9 protein-coding genes and 1 other RNA gene are annotated in these 15,382 nt (G+C 41.2%); 7 read left to right on the forward strand and 3 right to left on the reverse strand.

Translation table 11 applies throughout. From position 1 onward, the window contains the following. Positions 1 to 37 precede the first annotated feature (37 nt). The 6 genes from ssrS to RMZ95_RS15375 all read left to right on the forward strand — a co-directional run bounded on the left by ssrS (position 38) and on the right by RMZ95_RS15375 (position 10,744). A non-coding RNA gene (ssrS, locus tag RMZ95_RS15350) (6S RNA) lies at positions 38 to 221 on the forward strand. A gap of 136 nt (positions 222 to 357) precedes the next feature. Further along, a complete protein-coding gene (locus tag RMZ95_RS15355; RefSeq protein ID WP_322682702.1) occupies positions 358 to 5,781 on the forward strand; it encodes an AAA family ATPase in 5,424 nt (1,807 codons plus the stop codon). A gap of 167 nt (positions 5,782 to 5,948) precedes the next feature. Next, positions 5,949 to 7,214, forward strand: a complete 1,266-nt coding sequence (locus RMZ95_RS15360) for a pitrilysin family protein (RefSeq protein ID WP_322673071.1) — start codon at positions 5,949 to 5,951, stop codon at positions 7,212 to 7,214. Positions 7,215 to 7,343: 129 nt separating this feature from the next. Next, positions 7,344 to 8,639 (forward strand): pitrilysin family protein, encoded by a 1,296-nt coding sequence (locus RMZ95_RS15365; protein ID WP_322673072.1) that lies wholly within the window; start codon positions 7,344 to 7,346, stop codon positions 8,637 to 8,639. 106 nt (positions 8,640 to 8,745) lie between these two features. After that, positions 8,746 to 9,741: a peptidoglycan-binding domain-containing protein gene (locus RMZ95_RS15370; RefSeq protein ID WP_322682703.1), complete on the forward strand. Its 996-nt coding sequence runs from the start codon at positions 8,746 to 8,748 to the stop codon at positions 9,739 to 9,741. A gap of 649 nt (positions 9,742 to 10,390) precedes the next feature. Next, positions 10,391 to 10,744, forward strand: coding sequence for a phage holin family protein (locus RMZ95_RS15375; RefSeq protein WP_094347683.1), 354 nt, complete (start codon positions 10,391 to 10,393; stop codon positions 10,742 to 10,744). A gap of 4 nt (positions 10,745 to 10,748) precedes the next feature. Here RMZ95_RS15375 and RMZ95_RS15380 read toward each other — a convergent pair whose 3' ends face one another. From RMZ95_RS15380 to argS, 3 genes are all read right to left on the reverse strand, one after another. Further along, positions 10,749 to 11,258 carry a cobalamin biosynthesis protein gene (locus RMZ95_RS15380; protein ID WP_322682704.1) on the reverse strand — a complete coding sequence of 170 codons (510 nt, stop codon included), beginning with the start codon at positions 11,256 to 11,258 and terminating at the stop codon, positions 10,749 to 10,751. Between the two features lie 8 nt (positions 11,259 to 11,266). Continuing rightward, the gene (locus tag RMZ95_RS15385; protein WP_322682705.1) at positions 11,267 to 11,830 is read right to left on the reverse strand and encodes a Uma2 family endonuclease; all 564 of its coding nucleotides are present in this window, start codon (positions 11,828 to 11,830) and stop codon (positions 11,267 to 11,269) included. Positions 11,831 to 11,955: 125 nt separating this feature from the next. Next, a complete protein-coding gene (gene argS, locus RMZ95_RS15390) occupies positions 11,956 to 13,710 on the reverse strand; it encodes an arginine--tRNA ligase (protein ID WP_322682706.1) in 1,755 nt (584 codons plus the stop codon). A gap of 726 nt (positions 13,711 to 14,436) precedes the next feature. Here argS and RMZ95_RS15395 point away from each other — a divergent pair. Next, positions 14,437 to 15,270 (forward strand): DUF4114 domain-containing protein, encoded by an 834-nt coding sequence (locus RMZ95_RS15395; protein WP_322682707.1) that lies wholly within the window; start codon positions 14,437 to 14,439, stop codon positions 15,268 to 15,270. The last annotated feature ends 112 nt before the right edge of the window (positions 15,271 to 15,382 follow it).

Here is a 15,382-nt window from a genome sequence, read left to right on the forward strand (position 1 = left end):
GAACACACAACATCTTTTGAAAAGCTATAATGAGTGAGTTGCACTACGACGTTGGTGACTGCCATCAAGTTTTTTGATCTATGCCTTTAATGACAAGGGAGTCAACTGTTCTCGTGGCAGTATACCGGGCATGTACCCGGAAACTTTAAACGAGGAATTTAGGTTCCCACCTGGATAAACCCAGGTCATAAACTTAGGTAAAACGGCGTCGCGGTGAACTTAAAATTATTAGCTCCCAAAGTCAGTTAGAATTTGGGAGCTTTAATTATTTCAATCAATTTAAAATAAGCGAACTGACAGTAAAGATTGCCATATTTTTGGGAAACCTAGATACTGAGGTCTCAAGAATTAAGCCCTATGGTCAGCATTCCCGGATATCAAATTAGCAAAGAACTCTACAACGGTTCTCGAACCTTGGTTTATCGCGCTAATCGAGAAACTGACCAAAAATCTGTGGTGATTAAGCTGATGAAAACTGCTTATCCCAGCTTCAGTGAATTGGTACAGTTTCGCAACCAGTTCACCATTGCCAAAAATTTGAATCTACCTGGAATCATCCAAACCTATAGTCTGGAACCCTATCAGAATGGCTATGTCTTAGTGATGGAAGACTTTAGGGGAATTTCTCTAAAGCAGTGGCAAGGTAGAGGAGAGAATAGGAGAATAGGGGAAACACCACAAGCTCTGATTGAGTTTTTACAAGTAGCGATCGCACTGTGCAATACATTAGATATTCTAATTCGTCATCGGGTCATTCACAAAGATATTAAACCCGCCAATATTTTAATTAATCCAGAAACTAAAGAAGTTAAGTTAATTGACTTTAGTATTGCATCTTTATTACCACGAGAAACTCAAAGCCTCATGAGTCCTAATGTATTAGAAGGGACACTTGGCTATTTGTCTCCAGAGCAAACTGGAAGGATGAATCGGGGGATTGATTACCGTACTGATTTTTATTCTCTGGGTGTAACTTTTTACGAATTACTAACAGGGCAATTACCATTTCAATCGCACGAACCAATGGAATTGGTACATTGTCATATTGCCAAACTTCCGCCTTTAGTACATGAAATTAATCCGCAAATTGCGCCTGTACTCTCATCGATTGTTAGCAAACTGATGGCGAAAAATGCCGAAGACCGTTATCAGAGCGCATTTGGGCTGAAATATGATTTAGAAAATTGTTTAGCTCAACTCAAGGAAACGGGTAAGATTGTAAGTTTCCCAGTTGCTCAACGGGATGTGTGCGATCGCTTTATTATCCCAGAAAAACTCTATGGGCGCGAGCATGAAGTTGAAACTCTGCTCAAAGCCTTTGAACGCGTTAGCAACAACCAAACAGAACTAATGCTGGTGGCTGGTTTTTCTGGTATTGGTAAAACTGCTTTAGTTAACGAGGTTCACAAACCTATTGTCCGGCAACGGGGCTACTTCATCAAAGGCAAATTTGACCAATTTAATCGGAATATTCCCTTTTCCGCTTTTGTGCAGGCATTTCGAGACTTAATGGGGCAATTACTGAGTGAAAGTGATGTCCAATTGTCAACTTGGAAAAATAAAATTTTACAAGTGCTAAGGGATGAGGGGCAAGTCATTCTTGAGGTAGTTCCTGAACTAGAACAAATTATTGGTCAACAACCACCTGCAACGGAACTTTCACAGAGTGCAGCCCAGAATCGCTTCAATTTACTCTTTCAAAAGTTCATTCAGGTATTCACCACAAAAGAACATCCATTAGTAATTTTTCTTGATGATTTGCAGTGGGCTGATTCTGCATCGCTAAAATTGATGCAGTTGTTGATGAGCGAGTTAGGAAGTGGAGCTTTACTTTTAATTGGCGCTTATCGAGACAATGAAGTATCTACCGCACATCAGTTGATGTTGACTTTAGCGGAGATTCGCAAAGTCAATGCGACAATTCACAGCATTACTTTAGCCCCGTTAAGTAAAACGAGTTTAAATCAATTGGTAGTTGATACCTTGAGTTGTTCGAGTAAAACTGCCCAACCACTAACGCAACTCGTCTATCAAAAAACTCAAGGAAATCCATTTTTTGCAACGCACTTTCTCAAAGTATTATATGAAGATGGGCTGATTACTTTTAATTTTGCTCAAGGTTACTGGCAATGTGATATTGCTGCTGTGAAAGCACTTGCTCTTACCGATGATGTTGTAGAATTCGTAGCGCTACAGTTGCAAAAGTTGCCAGATGCAACGCAAAATGTGTTGAAATTAGCCGCGTGTATTGGCAACTCTTTTGATTTGTTAACCTTAGCAATTGTTTCTGAACAATCGGAAACCGAAACGGCAGCATTTTTATGGAAAGCTTTGCAAGAAGGGTTAGTTTTACCTACTAGTGAAGTTTATAAATTTTTTCAAGATAATGAGCATAATTCTGACTCAAACCCCTTAAACTCTAATTTCCAAATCCCCATCTATAAATTTTTACACGATCGCGTGCAGCAAGCGGCTTACTCTCTAATTCCAGATGAAGAGAAACAATTTACCCATCTTAAAATTGGTCAATTACTCTTGCAAAATACCTCTGAGTCTCAGCAAGAGGAGCGAATTTTCGAGATTGTCAGTCAGTTGAATCGAGGAATACTGCTAATTACCCAACCGACTGAACGTCAACAATTAGCTCAGTTAAATCTGAATGCTGGTCGAAAAGCAAAAGAAGCTACCGCTTATGGTGCAGCAATTCATTACTTGTACTCTGGAATGCAGCTGCTACCGATTAATAGTTGGGAAATCGCCTACGAATTGACTAGAAGTTTATACGAAGAAGCTGCCGAAGCTGCCTTTCTCAACAATGAATTTGAGCAGATGGAATCTCTTATTCAGGTTGTCATCGAACAAACAACCACCTTACTAGATAGAGTGAAAGTTTATGAAGTGCAACTCCAAGCTTATCAGGTTCAGGGTCAACCATTGCAAGCGATCGCAACTGGATGCGAACTTCTCGCTCAACTTGGGGTAACATTACCTGAATCAGTAACACCTCTAGACATTCAGCAATATGTAGTAAACACGCTCTCCACCTTGGCAGGCAGAAGTATTCAGGGCTTAGTTGATTTGCCATTGATGGACGATCCCAAAGCTTTGGTTGCTTTGCGGATTATGGCTAGTATTGCTCCCGCCATCCACCAGACTTCTTCCTATCTGTTACCAATTATTGCTTGCGAAGAGGTGAATTTATCTCTTAAATACGGCAATGCACCACTTTCTGCACCAGGATATGCAGATTTTGGAATTGTACTTAATATTTGTAACCAACTCGAGTCAGGCTACGAATTTGGTCAGCTAGCTTTAATACTTGTGGATAGATTTCAAGCAAAATCTGTTCAAAGCATAACTCTATTTAAGGTGGGTGCATTGAGTCAATTTAATAAACAACACGTTCGCACCTCAATTAGTTTATTACAGGAATCCCATAGTCTTGGATTAGAAACAGGCGATTTGTTTCATGTACTGGCATCGATGATTTTCAAGTTATTCTATGTCTATTTAAGTGGCACAGAAGTTTTAGAAATTCTCTTAGCAGATATCAAAGCCTACGAGTCTAATTTTGCCCAAAATCAGCGCTTATTAAATTGGTCGAATATAATTTGTCAAAGCATTAATAATTTAACCGAATCTAGCGATCGCACAGAGCGCTTCATTGGTGAAGATGATCGAGATGAACAACTATTATCTGCGCTCATTAAAGAAAATGACGAATTAACACTCCATGTATTTTTCTTAAGTAAGTTAACACTAAGTTATTTGTTTGAGAATTTTCCGGCGGCAGTTGAAAATGGAAATCAGGGAGAGCAATACCTCAACGGTGGCGCAGGAATGCTATCTGTGGCTGTTTTCTACTATTACGATTCTCTGTCTCGTCTGGCTGTCTATCCAACGGCTGAACCATCTCAACAAGAACAATTACTCTTAAAGGTTGGTGAAAATCAGGAAAAATTGCTGTTTCGAGCCAACTTCGCACCGATGAATTTTCAGCACAAATTTGATTTGGTGGAAGCAGAACGCCATCGGGTTTTAGGCGAAAAAATAGCAGCAATGGAATTGTACGATCGCGCCATAACTCTAGCGAAAGAAAACCAATATATCCAAGAAGAAGCCTTAAGTAATGAGCTAGCTGCCAAATTCTACTTCGACTGGGGCAAAGAAAAAATCGCCCAAGTTTATATGCAAGAAGCTTATTACTGCTACGCTCGTTGGGGCGCTAAAGCCAAAACTGAGGATTTAGAAAAACGCTATCCTCGACTTCTGGCTCCCATCTTACAAGGGCAGTATCATCGCTTTCAACACAGTTCAACCGTCGATACATCATCATTTCCTCATCAAACCATCCACACAAACCTTTCTAGCAGCAGTATTTCGGAAGCACTCGATTTTGCCACCATCTTTAAAGCCGCACAAGTTCTCTCCAGTGAAATTCAATTAGAGCAGTTGCTCACTACCCTTTTGCAAGTAGTGATGGAAAATGCCGGCGCACAAAAAGCTGCTCTGCTTGTACTTCAACAGGACAACTTGGTGGTTGAAGCTGTAGCTACCATCAATGAAGGAGTGGCTCTGGTATCTATACCATTATCAACCAGTGAAGGCATTCCGATTACACTGGTGAACTATGTCAAACGCAGCTTAAAAACTGTTGTGCTGGATGATGCGACAGCACAAACTGATTTTATCGCCGACTCATATTTTATGCAGCAACAACCTAAGAGTGTGTTGTGTACGCCGATGTTAAATCAAGGTAAACTCATCGGGCTGCTATATTTAGAAAATCCGTTGACGATTGGCGCATTTACAAGCGATCGCACCGAAGTTATCCAACTGTTATGCGCTCAAGCTGCCATCTCTCTAGAAAATGCCCGTCTTTATCAAGAATCTCAAAATTATGCCCAAGAGTTAGAGCGATCGCTACAAGAACTTGAGCATACCCAACTACAAATGGTGCAAAATGAAAAAATGGCAACCTTGGGTAATTTGGTTGCTGGGGTGGCACATGAAATTAATAATCCCATTGGATTTCTTAAAGGCAGTGTTAACAATGCCGAAGAGTATATTCAAGACTTACTCGCTCATATCCAATGCTACCAACAACATCATCCCAATCCGGCGATCGCAGTCATTGAGCATGGCGAAGAAATTGACCTAGAATTCCTGACCGAGGACTTACCAAAGTTAGTAGACTCGATGAAGGTGGCTTCAGAAAGGATCAAAGATATTAGCATCAGTCTCCGCACCTTTTCCAGAGCCGATACAACTGAAAAAGTTGCTTGTAACCTCCATGAAGGGATTGAGAGTACACTGTTGATTTTGAAGTATCGCCTCAAAGCTAACGAAAAACGTCCAGCAATTGAAGTCATTACTGAATACGCAAAATTACCACCAGTTAAGTGCTTTTTAGGACAATTAAATCAAGTATTTATGAACATCCTTGCTAACGCCATTGATGCCTTAGATACTTCTTCCTGCGAGGGGCTTTCTTTTGCTCAAGCCCAAGCAAATCATCACCAAATACTGATTCACACCGAAGTATCCAGTGAGCAAAATATGGTGGTAATTCGCATCAAAGATAACGGTCAGGGGATGCCAGAGGAGATTAGATCGCGGATATTTGACCACCTATTTACAACAAAAGAGGTTGGGAAAGGAACAGGATTGGGACTCGCGATCGCTCGTCAAATTGTCGAAGAAACCCATGATGGGCGGTTGAGTTGCAATTCTGTGCTTGGCGAAGGAACAGAATTTGTCATTGAGATTCCAGTATTTTAAAGAATTTGCGATTTTCTTCGCAATGCATAACGCTTCTAATTTTTCGGTAATGTGGAGAACAGGAATAGCATAATTCTACTAAATCTGTATACCTTGATTCTAAATGAGGTAGCGTTCAGAGTTAAAATTACACAATTGCGTTAAATTGTGGTTAAAACTACAAAAAATTGTTAAAACAACTAACTAATACCGTATTTCCAGCCTCGATCTTCCGACTAGAGAGTGGTTTAACTTTTATTCATCAAGAAATTCCCACTACTCCTGTAGTTGTGGCGGATGTTTGGGTGCGTGCTGGAGCCAGCTTAGAGCCAAAACCGTGGTTTGGCATGGCGCACTTTTTAGAACACATGATTTTTAAAGGTACGGCGACGCTACCCCCTGGAATGTTCGATTCCAAAGTGGAAAATCGGGGTGGCGTCAGTAATGCAGCGACAAGCTATGATTATGCTCATTATTCACTCACCACAGCTGCTCCTTATTTAAAAGATACTCTGCCCTACTTGGGAGAACTACTACTCAATGCGGCAATTCCAGAAGATGAATTTAGCCGCGAACGAGACGTGGTACTAGAAGAAATTCGCTCTTGTCAAGACGATTCCGACTGGATAGGATTTCAAGCGCTGATTCAAAGCATCTATCCGCATCACCCTTACGGACGTTCGGTGTTGGGTACAGAACAAGAACTGATGCAGCAATCGCCAGAAGCAATGCGCTGTTTTCACCGCACTCACTATCAGCCGGAAAACATGACGGTGGTAATTGCCGGGGGTATAGCCCAGCAACCAGCTTGGGAAATGGTAAATCATTCCTTTGCTGATTTTGCCGAACCCTCAAATTGTCCGCAGTTGGAGAAAGTGACAAAGCCAGCGATCGCCGGAATTCATCGTCAAGAATTGTGTTTACCACGCATAGAACAAGCGCGATTGTTGATGGCGTGGCTGGTACCTGGAGTGGAAGATATCCGTACTGGCTATGGTTTAGATTTCTTGTCAGTGTTATTGGCAGAAGGGCGGACTTCGCGTTTAGTGCATGATTTGCGAGAAGATTTGCAATTGGTACAGGGAATTTGCAGTAGTTTTTCTCTACAACGAGAATCAAGTTTATTTACAATTACTGCTTGGTTAGAACCAGAAAATCTGGAGGAAGTTGAGTCTTTAATTTGCGCTCATTTGGATGATTTGCAGACTAAAGGAATTAGCGAACAAGAAGTTACCCGTATACGCAGACTTCTATGTAACGAGTATGCCTTTTCTACCGAAACGCCAAATCAACTGACAGGGCTTTATGGATATTACAATACCATCGCCCAAGCTGAATTAGCTGTGACATATCCCCAACAGATTCAGTCTTTTGATGCCCAAGAATTGCAAAAATTAGCTAAACAGTATCTCTCGCCGCAAAATTACGCGGTTACTGTACTTAAACCGTGTTAGTTATTGGGCATTGGGCATTGGGCATTAGGCATTGGGCATTGGGCATGGGGCATTGGGCATTGGGCATTGGGCATGGGGCATGGGGCATTAGTTTTTGACAAAGGACAAATGACAAAGGACAAATGACAAATGACAAATGACAAAGGACAAATGACAACCTTGCTGCAAAAATCGCCCATCCATCGCACTGTATTGAACAATGGGATTGTCGTGCTGGTGGCAGAAAATCCGGCTGCGGACATTATTGCAGCGCGAATCTTTGTGCGTGCCGGTAGTTGTAACGAAAATCGGGAAAAAGCAGGGTTAGCACATTTGTTATCAGCAGTGATGACAAAAGGATGTGATGGACTTTCTAGCTTGGAAATTGCAGAAAAAGTCGAGTCTGTAGGGGCGAGTTTGAGTGCGGATGCTGGCACTGATTATTTTTTGCTATCTTTCAAGACGGTAACATCTGATTTTGGGGAAATTTTAACATTGGCAGGGCGGATTTTGCGATCGCCGACTTTTCCTGAAACTCAAGTGGAACTAGAACGGCGTTTAGCACTCCAGGATATTCGTTCTCAAAAAGAGCAACCATTCAATGTCGCCTTTGAACAAATGCGGCAGGTAATGTACCAAAATCATCCCTACTCCATGTCAGTGCTGGGAGATGAAACCACCATGAGCCGCTTAACTCGTGCGGATTTAGTGGAGTATCACCAGACTTATTTTCGTCCAGATAATGTAGTAATTAGTATTGCTGGTAGAGTCACACCCACAGATGCAGTAGGATTAGTGGAAGAAGTTTTTGCTGATTGGCAAGTGCCAGATCAGGCAGTACCAATACTGAATTTACCTGAGATTAAGGTAGAGCCGCAGGTAAGGTTAAAGCCAGTACAGACACAACAATCAATCGTGATGCTTGGGTATTTGGGAACATCGGTGAGTTCTGTTGATTACGCCGCCCTGAAGTTGCTGTGTACCTACTTAGGAAATGGGCTTTCTAGTCGGTTGTTTGTCGAATTGCGGGAAAAACGCGGTTTAGCTTACGAAGTATCAGCTTTTTACTCCACAAGGCTATTTCCAGCCTCCTTTGTAGTTTACATGGGTACAGCACCAGAAAATACCAGCATTGCCCTAGAAGGATTGCGTACAGAAGTAGATTTGTTGTGTACCACCGAAGTATCCGAAAGCGCACTCCAAGCTGCGAAAAATAAGATCCTGGGGCAATACGCCTTGGGTAAACAAACCAACGGGCAAATTGCTCAGATATACGGCTGGTATGAAATTTTGGGCTTAGGAATTGATTTTGACACCAAGTTTCAAGAATTGGTTGCGGCGGTGAGTGCCAAGGATGCGATCGCTTCAGCTTGTAAGTATTTAAAAGAGCCTTACTTGTCTTTAGTTGGTCAAGAAGAAGCAATTAATCGAGCGATCGCGAACTGAGAATGTACCGCAGCTTTGCCCATCAGAGATATTGTAAAATCTAGCAGCTGTTTTTTCGACCAAGCGGCTGTACCATTAGCATGAGAATATTCTGGGAGTGAATTCCATGCAAAGCAGCCTGACAGCAAGTATTTTGAGTTACTTAAAATTACTAGACCCAACTGTAAATCGCTGTAGAATGGAAAAACGGCAAAAAGATTGGTGGCCAAAGAGGTCTAAATCTTTATCAGCTATTAAAATACTCTTGTTCTCCGCTACGCCTCTGCTTATTACCTCAACGACTTTAGTATCAATAGCAGCCCCACAAAAAATTGCCCAAGTAAATCCTGGAAATAGCATCAACCGCCCTAGCCTGAAAGTTGGCAGTCAAGGCGAACGTGTGGCTGAACTTCAGGCAGCTCTGAAACTTTTGGGTTTTTATTCTGGTGCAGTAGATGGTATTTATAGTGAAAATACAGCTACTGCTGTTTCCCGATTTAAACAAGCAGCTGGCTTGAATCCAGATGGCATTGTTGATGCCAGCACTTGGCAACGACTTTTTCCTAATCAACCAGTAGCAGCATCAACCGCCCCTTCATCCCAGCCAAGATTTAACTCAGCGACAAATTTTCCTGTTCCAACCCAGGCTAGTAACCTCACCAACGTTGGAAATCCCAACCCCAACCCTCCTAGACAAGCTGTAACACAAGTTCCGACCAGACCAGAACCAAAACCTACTACCCCAAAAAAAGCTGTAACCCAAGTTACGAACAACCCTGAGCCAAGACCTGCTACTCCCAGAAAAACTACAACTTCTAGCACAAAGAAACCGCCAAAGCGTACTACATCAACTACTAGAACTCAGTCAAACACAACTACAAAACGAACTCCTGGTATTCAATACACCTCAGAAGGATTGCCAATTTTGCGTATAGGATTACGTGGTTCTGAAGTTGTTAAGCTGCAACAACAACTGAAAAAGCTTGGTTTCTTGAAAGGTGATGCCGATGGCGACTTTGGCGAGACAACCGAAGCAGCAGTGAAAGCTGCACAAAAACGCTATGGTTTAGAACCTGACGGCGTAGTTGGTGGCTCTACCTGGGAGGTTCTTTTGCGGCGTTAGCCATAGTATGAGTATAGCCAGCATCTCCTTTGCGTGTAAGCAAAAACGCTGACAAAATGCTTTGAAGTTTTGATATAGCAAGGGACTGGGGACTGGGGACTGGGGACTGGGGACTGGGTGAAAAGCCTTTTTGTGTCTAAGTTTTATCGTCTGTTGATGTTCTAACCACCTTGACTGTTGCTATAACTTATTTCTTTTTTGGAAATCCCCAAGTTACAGAGGTTTTTTAACTTTAATAAACCTCTGTAAGGGTTTTGCGCTTCACAGCATTTTTTATGAATTTAACTAAATCATCGTAATACCATTTTGAAAAATGATTGTGACACATGGATTCACACCAAGCCAGACGCACCAAGGCAATTCCCAATCTAAAATCTAAAATCCAAAATCTAAAATGGTATAAGTTCCCCACCTAAATTGTACTCAGGTCGGTGTGGGTAGTTCACTACGGTACATCCTGCAATACGATAAAGATATACCGATTAGAAATATCTCTCTTGGCAGTACTGAAAAATTACATTGATTTTAGGCTGATAAAAGATGATGGCAACTTTAGGAGTCAAGCACAACAACACTCGATAGTGTTACAAATCACAACTGGCAATAGTGAAATTAATTAAACTTACTGCTAATTCCTCTAAAAAAACTTATGCAACACTTTTTATTAACTTGGCTCGGTACTGCGGTGGCGTTATTCATTACAGCTAATATCGTTCCGGGATTCTTTATCAAGAATTTTGTGACTGCCTTAATTGCTGCCTTTGTAATTGGTTTGGTTAATGCATTTATTAGACCAATTTTGCAGATTTTGACGTTTCCAATTACCTTGCTCACCTTTGGTTTATTTACATTGGTGATTAATGCCTTAGCCCTTTGGCTGGCAAGTGTCCTAACTCCTGGTTCTGGTTTTGAGATTCAGGGCTTTTTACCTGCTTTGTTAGGTTCAATTGTACTAGCAATTGTTTCTAGCATCATTAACTATTTTTTGAGAGTTGTTGACTAGAAAATTAAGGAACTTTTGTAATACTAATAATATTTAAAGCTTGGGCAACAGCAAGAGTTACCGCTCCTGGTTGTCCTTGTATTTGGAAAATTTGTTTAGGAACTAAAAACTTCACTCGCAATTCCTCGATGTTTGTAAAGGGGAAAACAGTCGAAGATGTGAGTTGAGAAGCTGCAAGAATAGCAGCTGCCTCTGCTACGCTAGGTGTACCTACTCGATCGTCGATAATTGTGGCAGGGTTGGGGACACAGACAGAGCGAAGTATTTCCGCAGAAAAGGTTTTTAGGGGCAAATTGCGGAGGCGACAAAGTTTGACTAAGCCAACTTCCGAGGCTTTAGTATCAATGGTAGCAATACCTGCGATCGCACTTGGAAAAAGTTGATTTTCTCGAAACACTTGCTCAATTGCCCAATCGATCAACTCCCATGATGTTCCCCGTTTACAACCGATTCCTACCCATAAAACCTGTTGTATTTGCTGTATTTCCTTACTCAGGCTGTTAGGGTTTGACATGATTGGGTTTACTCCAACAGCCAACCAAATAAATTTCCTACTGTCAGCCTCAACTCACTTGCAAAATCTGGCACAGCGAGTAAAGCTTCTTGTTCATCCAACATGACTGGCTGTTGATTGCGAATGTATACAAATACCGTTTGTTCTTCTGGATCGATCAGCCAACCCATTTGTGTTTCATAATTCAGGCAATGTAAAATATTTTTTGTAACTTTTGTTTGCCTTTGGTCAGGCGATAGAATCTCAATAGTCCAATCGGGAGCTGCTTGGAATACGTTGGCAACTTCACCATTTTGATCGCGGGGAATTCTTTGCCAAGTAAACACAGATATATCTGGCACTATTGACCTTCCACCAAAAGTACACCGCAGTTCTGGAAAAGCGCGAGCAATTCGCTTGGGCTTCACTATTGAGCTGATGGTGCTAATCATTTCACCTCGAATTGTACTGTGCTTTCCCTGTGGCATAGGTTTTTGAATAATTTGGCCATCGATGTATTCACTAGCGGGCTTCGTTTCTGGTAACATTAGGAACTCTGCCAAAGTTATGTTTTTAGATGGTGTCCGTACCATAAGCGATCGCCTCCAGTCCAGCAATTCTGATTAAAAAACCGCAAAGTACACAAAGAAGCTTTAACTTAACTCTTACTCTGCGTACCTTTGCGCTACCTCAGCGTAACTTTGCGTTAAAAAAAATATTACATCCTCTCCAATACCTGAATTCCCAATAAAGATAATCCCAACTTCAGAGTTCTAGCAGTCAAATCACACAGAATCAAGCGAGATGTGCGCTGCGGTTCTTCCGCTTGTAGTATAGGACAGCGATCGTAAAATTGGTTAAACTTTTGACTCAGTTCAAACAAATACTCACATAAACGATTGGGCAACAAATCTTGCTCTACACTACTAATAACTTCATCCAGTTGAAGTAAATATTTTGCCAGCGCTAATTCTGTTTCATGCTGCAACAAAACAGCATTATTTTCCAACTCTTTAAAGTTAATATCACCCTTGCGGCTAATCCCATAAATTCGTGCATAAACATACAGCATATAGGGCGCAGTATTACCTTTGAGATCCAGCATTTTGTCGTAGCTGAAGATGTAGTTACTGGTGCGATTTTGGCTTAAGTCTGCATACTTAACTGCGCTAATTCCAACTACCCTAGCAACTTCATTAATAAATTCTTCAGTTTCAATACGTTCTTCTTTTTGTAATCTAGTTTTTAGGTCAGCATGGGCATGAGAAACAGCTTCATCTAATAAATCCCGCAACCGCACAGTATCACCAGAACGAGTTTTGAATTTCTTACCATCTTCTCCTAACACTAACCCAAAGGGAACATGCACTAATTCGACATCATCGGGTATCCATCCGGCTTTGCGTGCGACTTGGAAAACTTGAGTAAAGTGGTTTGCTTGTCCAGCATCGGTTACATAAATTATCCGCTTTGCTCGATCCTGCTGAATCCGGTAGCAGAGGGAGGCTAAATCAGTTGTGGCGTAGTTATAGCCACCATCTGATTTCTGGATAATTAAAGGCAAAGGTTCACCTTCTCTATTTTTAAAGCCTTCCAAGAAAACACATTTTGCCCCTTGGTTTTCTACCAGTAACCCAGATTTATCTAAATCTTCCACAACTCCTGGTAGTAAGGGATTGTAGAAAGATTCGCCTCGTTCAGTTAACTTGATATCCAATAACTCATAAATTACTTGAAACTCCCGCCGTGACTGTTCGCACAAAAGTTTCCAAGCATGGAGTGTATCTTCTGCACCTGCTTGTAATCTGACAACTTCTTGGCGTGCTGTTTCTTGAAAAGCTTCATCGGCATCAAACCGCAGTTTGGCTTTGCGATAAAAAGAGACTAAATCACCAATATCTAAAGCATTCGCGGTGGTAAGAGCGTCTGGGTAAACTTCGCGCAGATAGGCGATTAACATTCCAAACTGCGTACCCCAATCACCGACATGATTTAGCCGCAGTACATCATGTCCAAGAAATTCTAAAATCCGGGCGATGGAATCACCAATAATCGTAGAACGCAAGTGTCCGACGTGCATTTCTTTGGCAATATTGGGACTGGAAAAATCCACAATTTCCCGTTTTGGCGTTTGCGCGGCTGGAACTCCTAGTCTGGGATCGGCTTGAATCGCGTTTAGTTGTGCTTCTAAGTATGCTGTTTTCAGTTTCAGATTGATAAATCCTGGGCCAGCGATTTCCGGCGGTTCGCAGATTTCGGATACATCTAATTTACCAACGAGCGCACCTGCGATCGCTCTTGGTTGCTTTCCTAACTTTTTACTCAGGGATAAAGCCACATTAGCCTGATAATCGCCAAATTTAGGATTGCTAGCAGTAACCAAAATTGGATCTACTCCAGCAAAGTCAGCGCCAAAAGCCGCGATTAAAGCCTGCTCTAAGAGAGCTTTTAGTTTTTCTTGTGTAGCGTTCATATATAGATTTTATCTGTGAAAGGGGGAATGTAGCTCTGGAAAAGCTTGATTATTTTAACCTTAAAAGATATTCATCAAGTCTAATCAAAGACTGCCATTTTAAGGTACAACCCCCTTAAATTGTCTCCCATCGTCGGCATAACTTCTAGATTCTGACGATACCGAAGTCGATTTTGACAGACTACTAGTTAATCAAGTCAACTAAAGCGTAGTACGTAGTAAACACTTTAGCGCTTAAAACAAAGACCAAACTTATTTACCCAGGTTTCATTGATTTGATAGATTACTACGTTTTCCAACGTAAGTACGGAGATCATCTCTATTTTTATAGCAGCGTATTAACTAAGCCTTAGCTTCGTTGATACGGATGACGGCACACCATTACTTATCTACCTCATTTAAATGAAAATGCCTATAGATTAAGCTTTTAGCTTTTCACTATAGAAATTGCATATCTGATTTTCATAAAAAGTATATATTATTCATGAAGTTTTAATCATACATAAGTTTAACTACTAAGTGTTGATAACAGTATCATACTAGATAAAAATTCTTTTTTTTCAGTGAAAGCACTTTAGATAAAGCGCTATTTAAATATACTAGCAAAAGTAAATAGACAGATTGACGTTACAGAAGTCTAGCTGTTAGAAGTAAGAGACAACTGAAGAGAGATAGCTGCTCAAAAAGCATTATCTAAATTTTTTTTCCTACTTAATGGCTCATAAAATGAAACCTAATTTATTCACTGCCTTGATTGCCGCTACAGCTACATTAACCGGATTAGTTTCCAAAGTAGAAACTGCATCTGCTGCTGATTTTAATTGGAATAGTTCATGGACTCAACCAACTGTATATAATAAGTCTCAAACTGGTTTTAACGACGCTCCTTTTCAACAATTTGTCCAAGCAGAAAGTGCTGCCCTTCCAAACAGCGGACAATTTAAATTAGACCCCAGTAAATTAAATCTAAAATACGACCACGATGTTTCTGTTTATTTTATTAATGAGGGCGCAGGTTATAGAAACCAATTAGCCTTTGAAGCTACAGGAACTACTAACAAATCTGGGCTGCTTTTTAATGATATTTCTTGTGAAGGGACTGGATGTGTTGGTGGCTGGGGCGGTAACGCACTAAAACTAGGTGATGGGGTCAAAGTTGGTAATGTTACCGCAGGTACTCAACTAGATTTATGGTTGAGAGCTGATGGTTTGAACCGTGGCAACTCTGCCAATATCTTTGGTACTGACACTGCCTCTAACGCTGACGGACTACAGCACGCAGTTGCTTATGCTTACAACAACTACATCCTCCTGGCATTTGAGGATTTATACGGAAATTTATACGCTTCAGGGGTAGATTCTGCAACTGGTAAGTGGAACGAAAGTTCCGATCGCGACTTTAATGATGTTGTCGTCGTTCTTGATGTCGGTGAGGCAAATGTTAAAGCGTTAATTGGCGCTACCGTTCCTGAACCATCTGTGACTCTATCAATGTTTGCGGTAGGAGCAGTTAGTATGTTTGGATTGCGCCGTCGCCGTCAAAGTCGCATTTCTAACTAAACTTTGAGACGGTGCTAAATATAAAGTGCATTTAGTTTAATTGGAAAATAACAAGCGATCTATCGCATTTTCACCCGTATAAATAATGTACGGGTGATTTTACGTTTGTAGT

Origin of the sequence: Nostoc sp. DedQUE07 (assembly GCF_034530975.2) — a bacterium.
Classification (GTDB): Bacteria; Cyanobacteriota; Cyanobacteriia; order Cyanobacteriales; family Nostocaceae; genus Nostoc.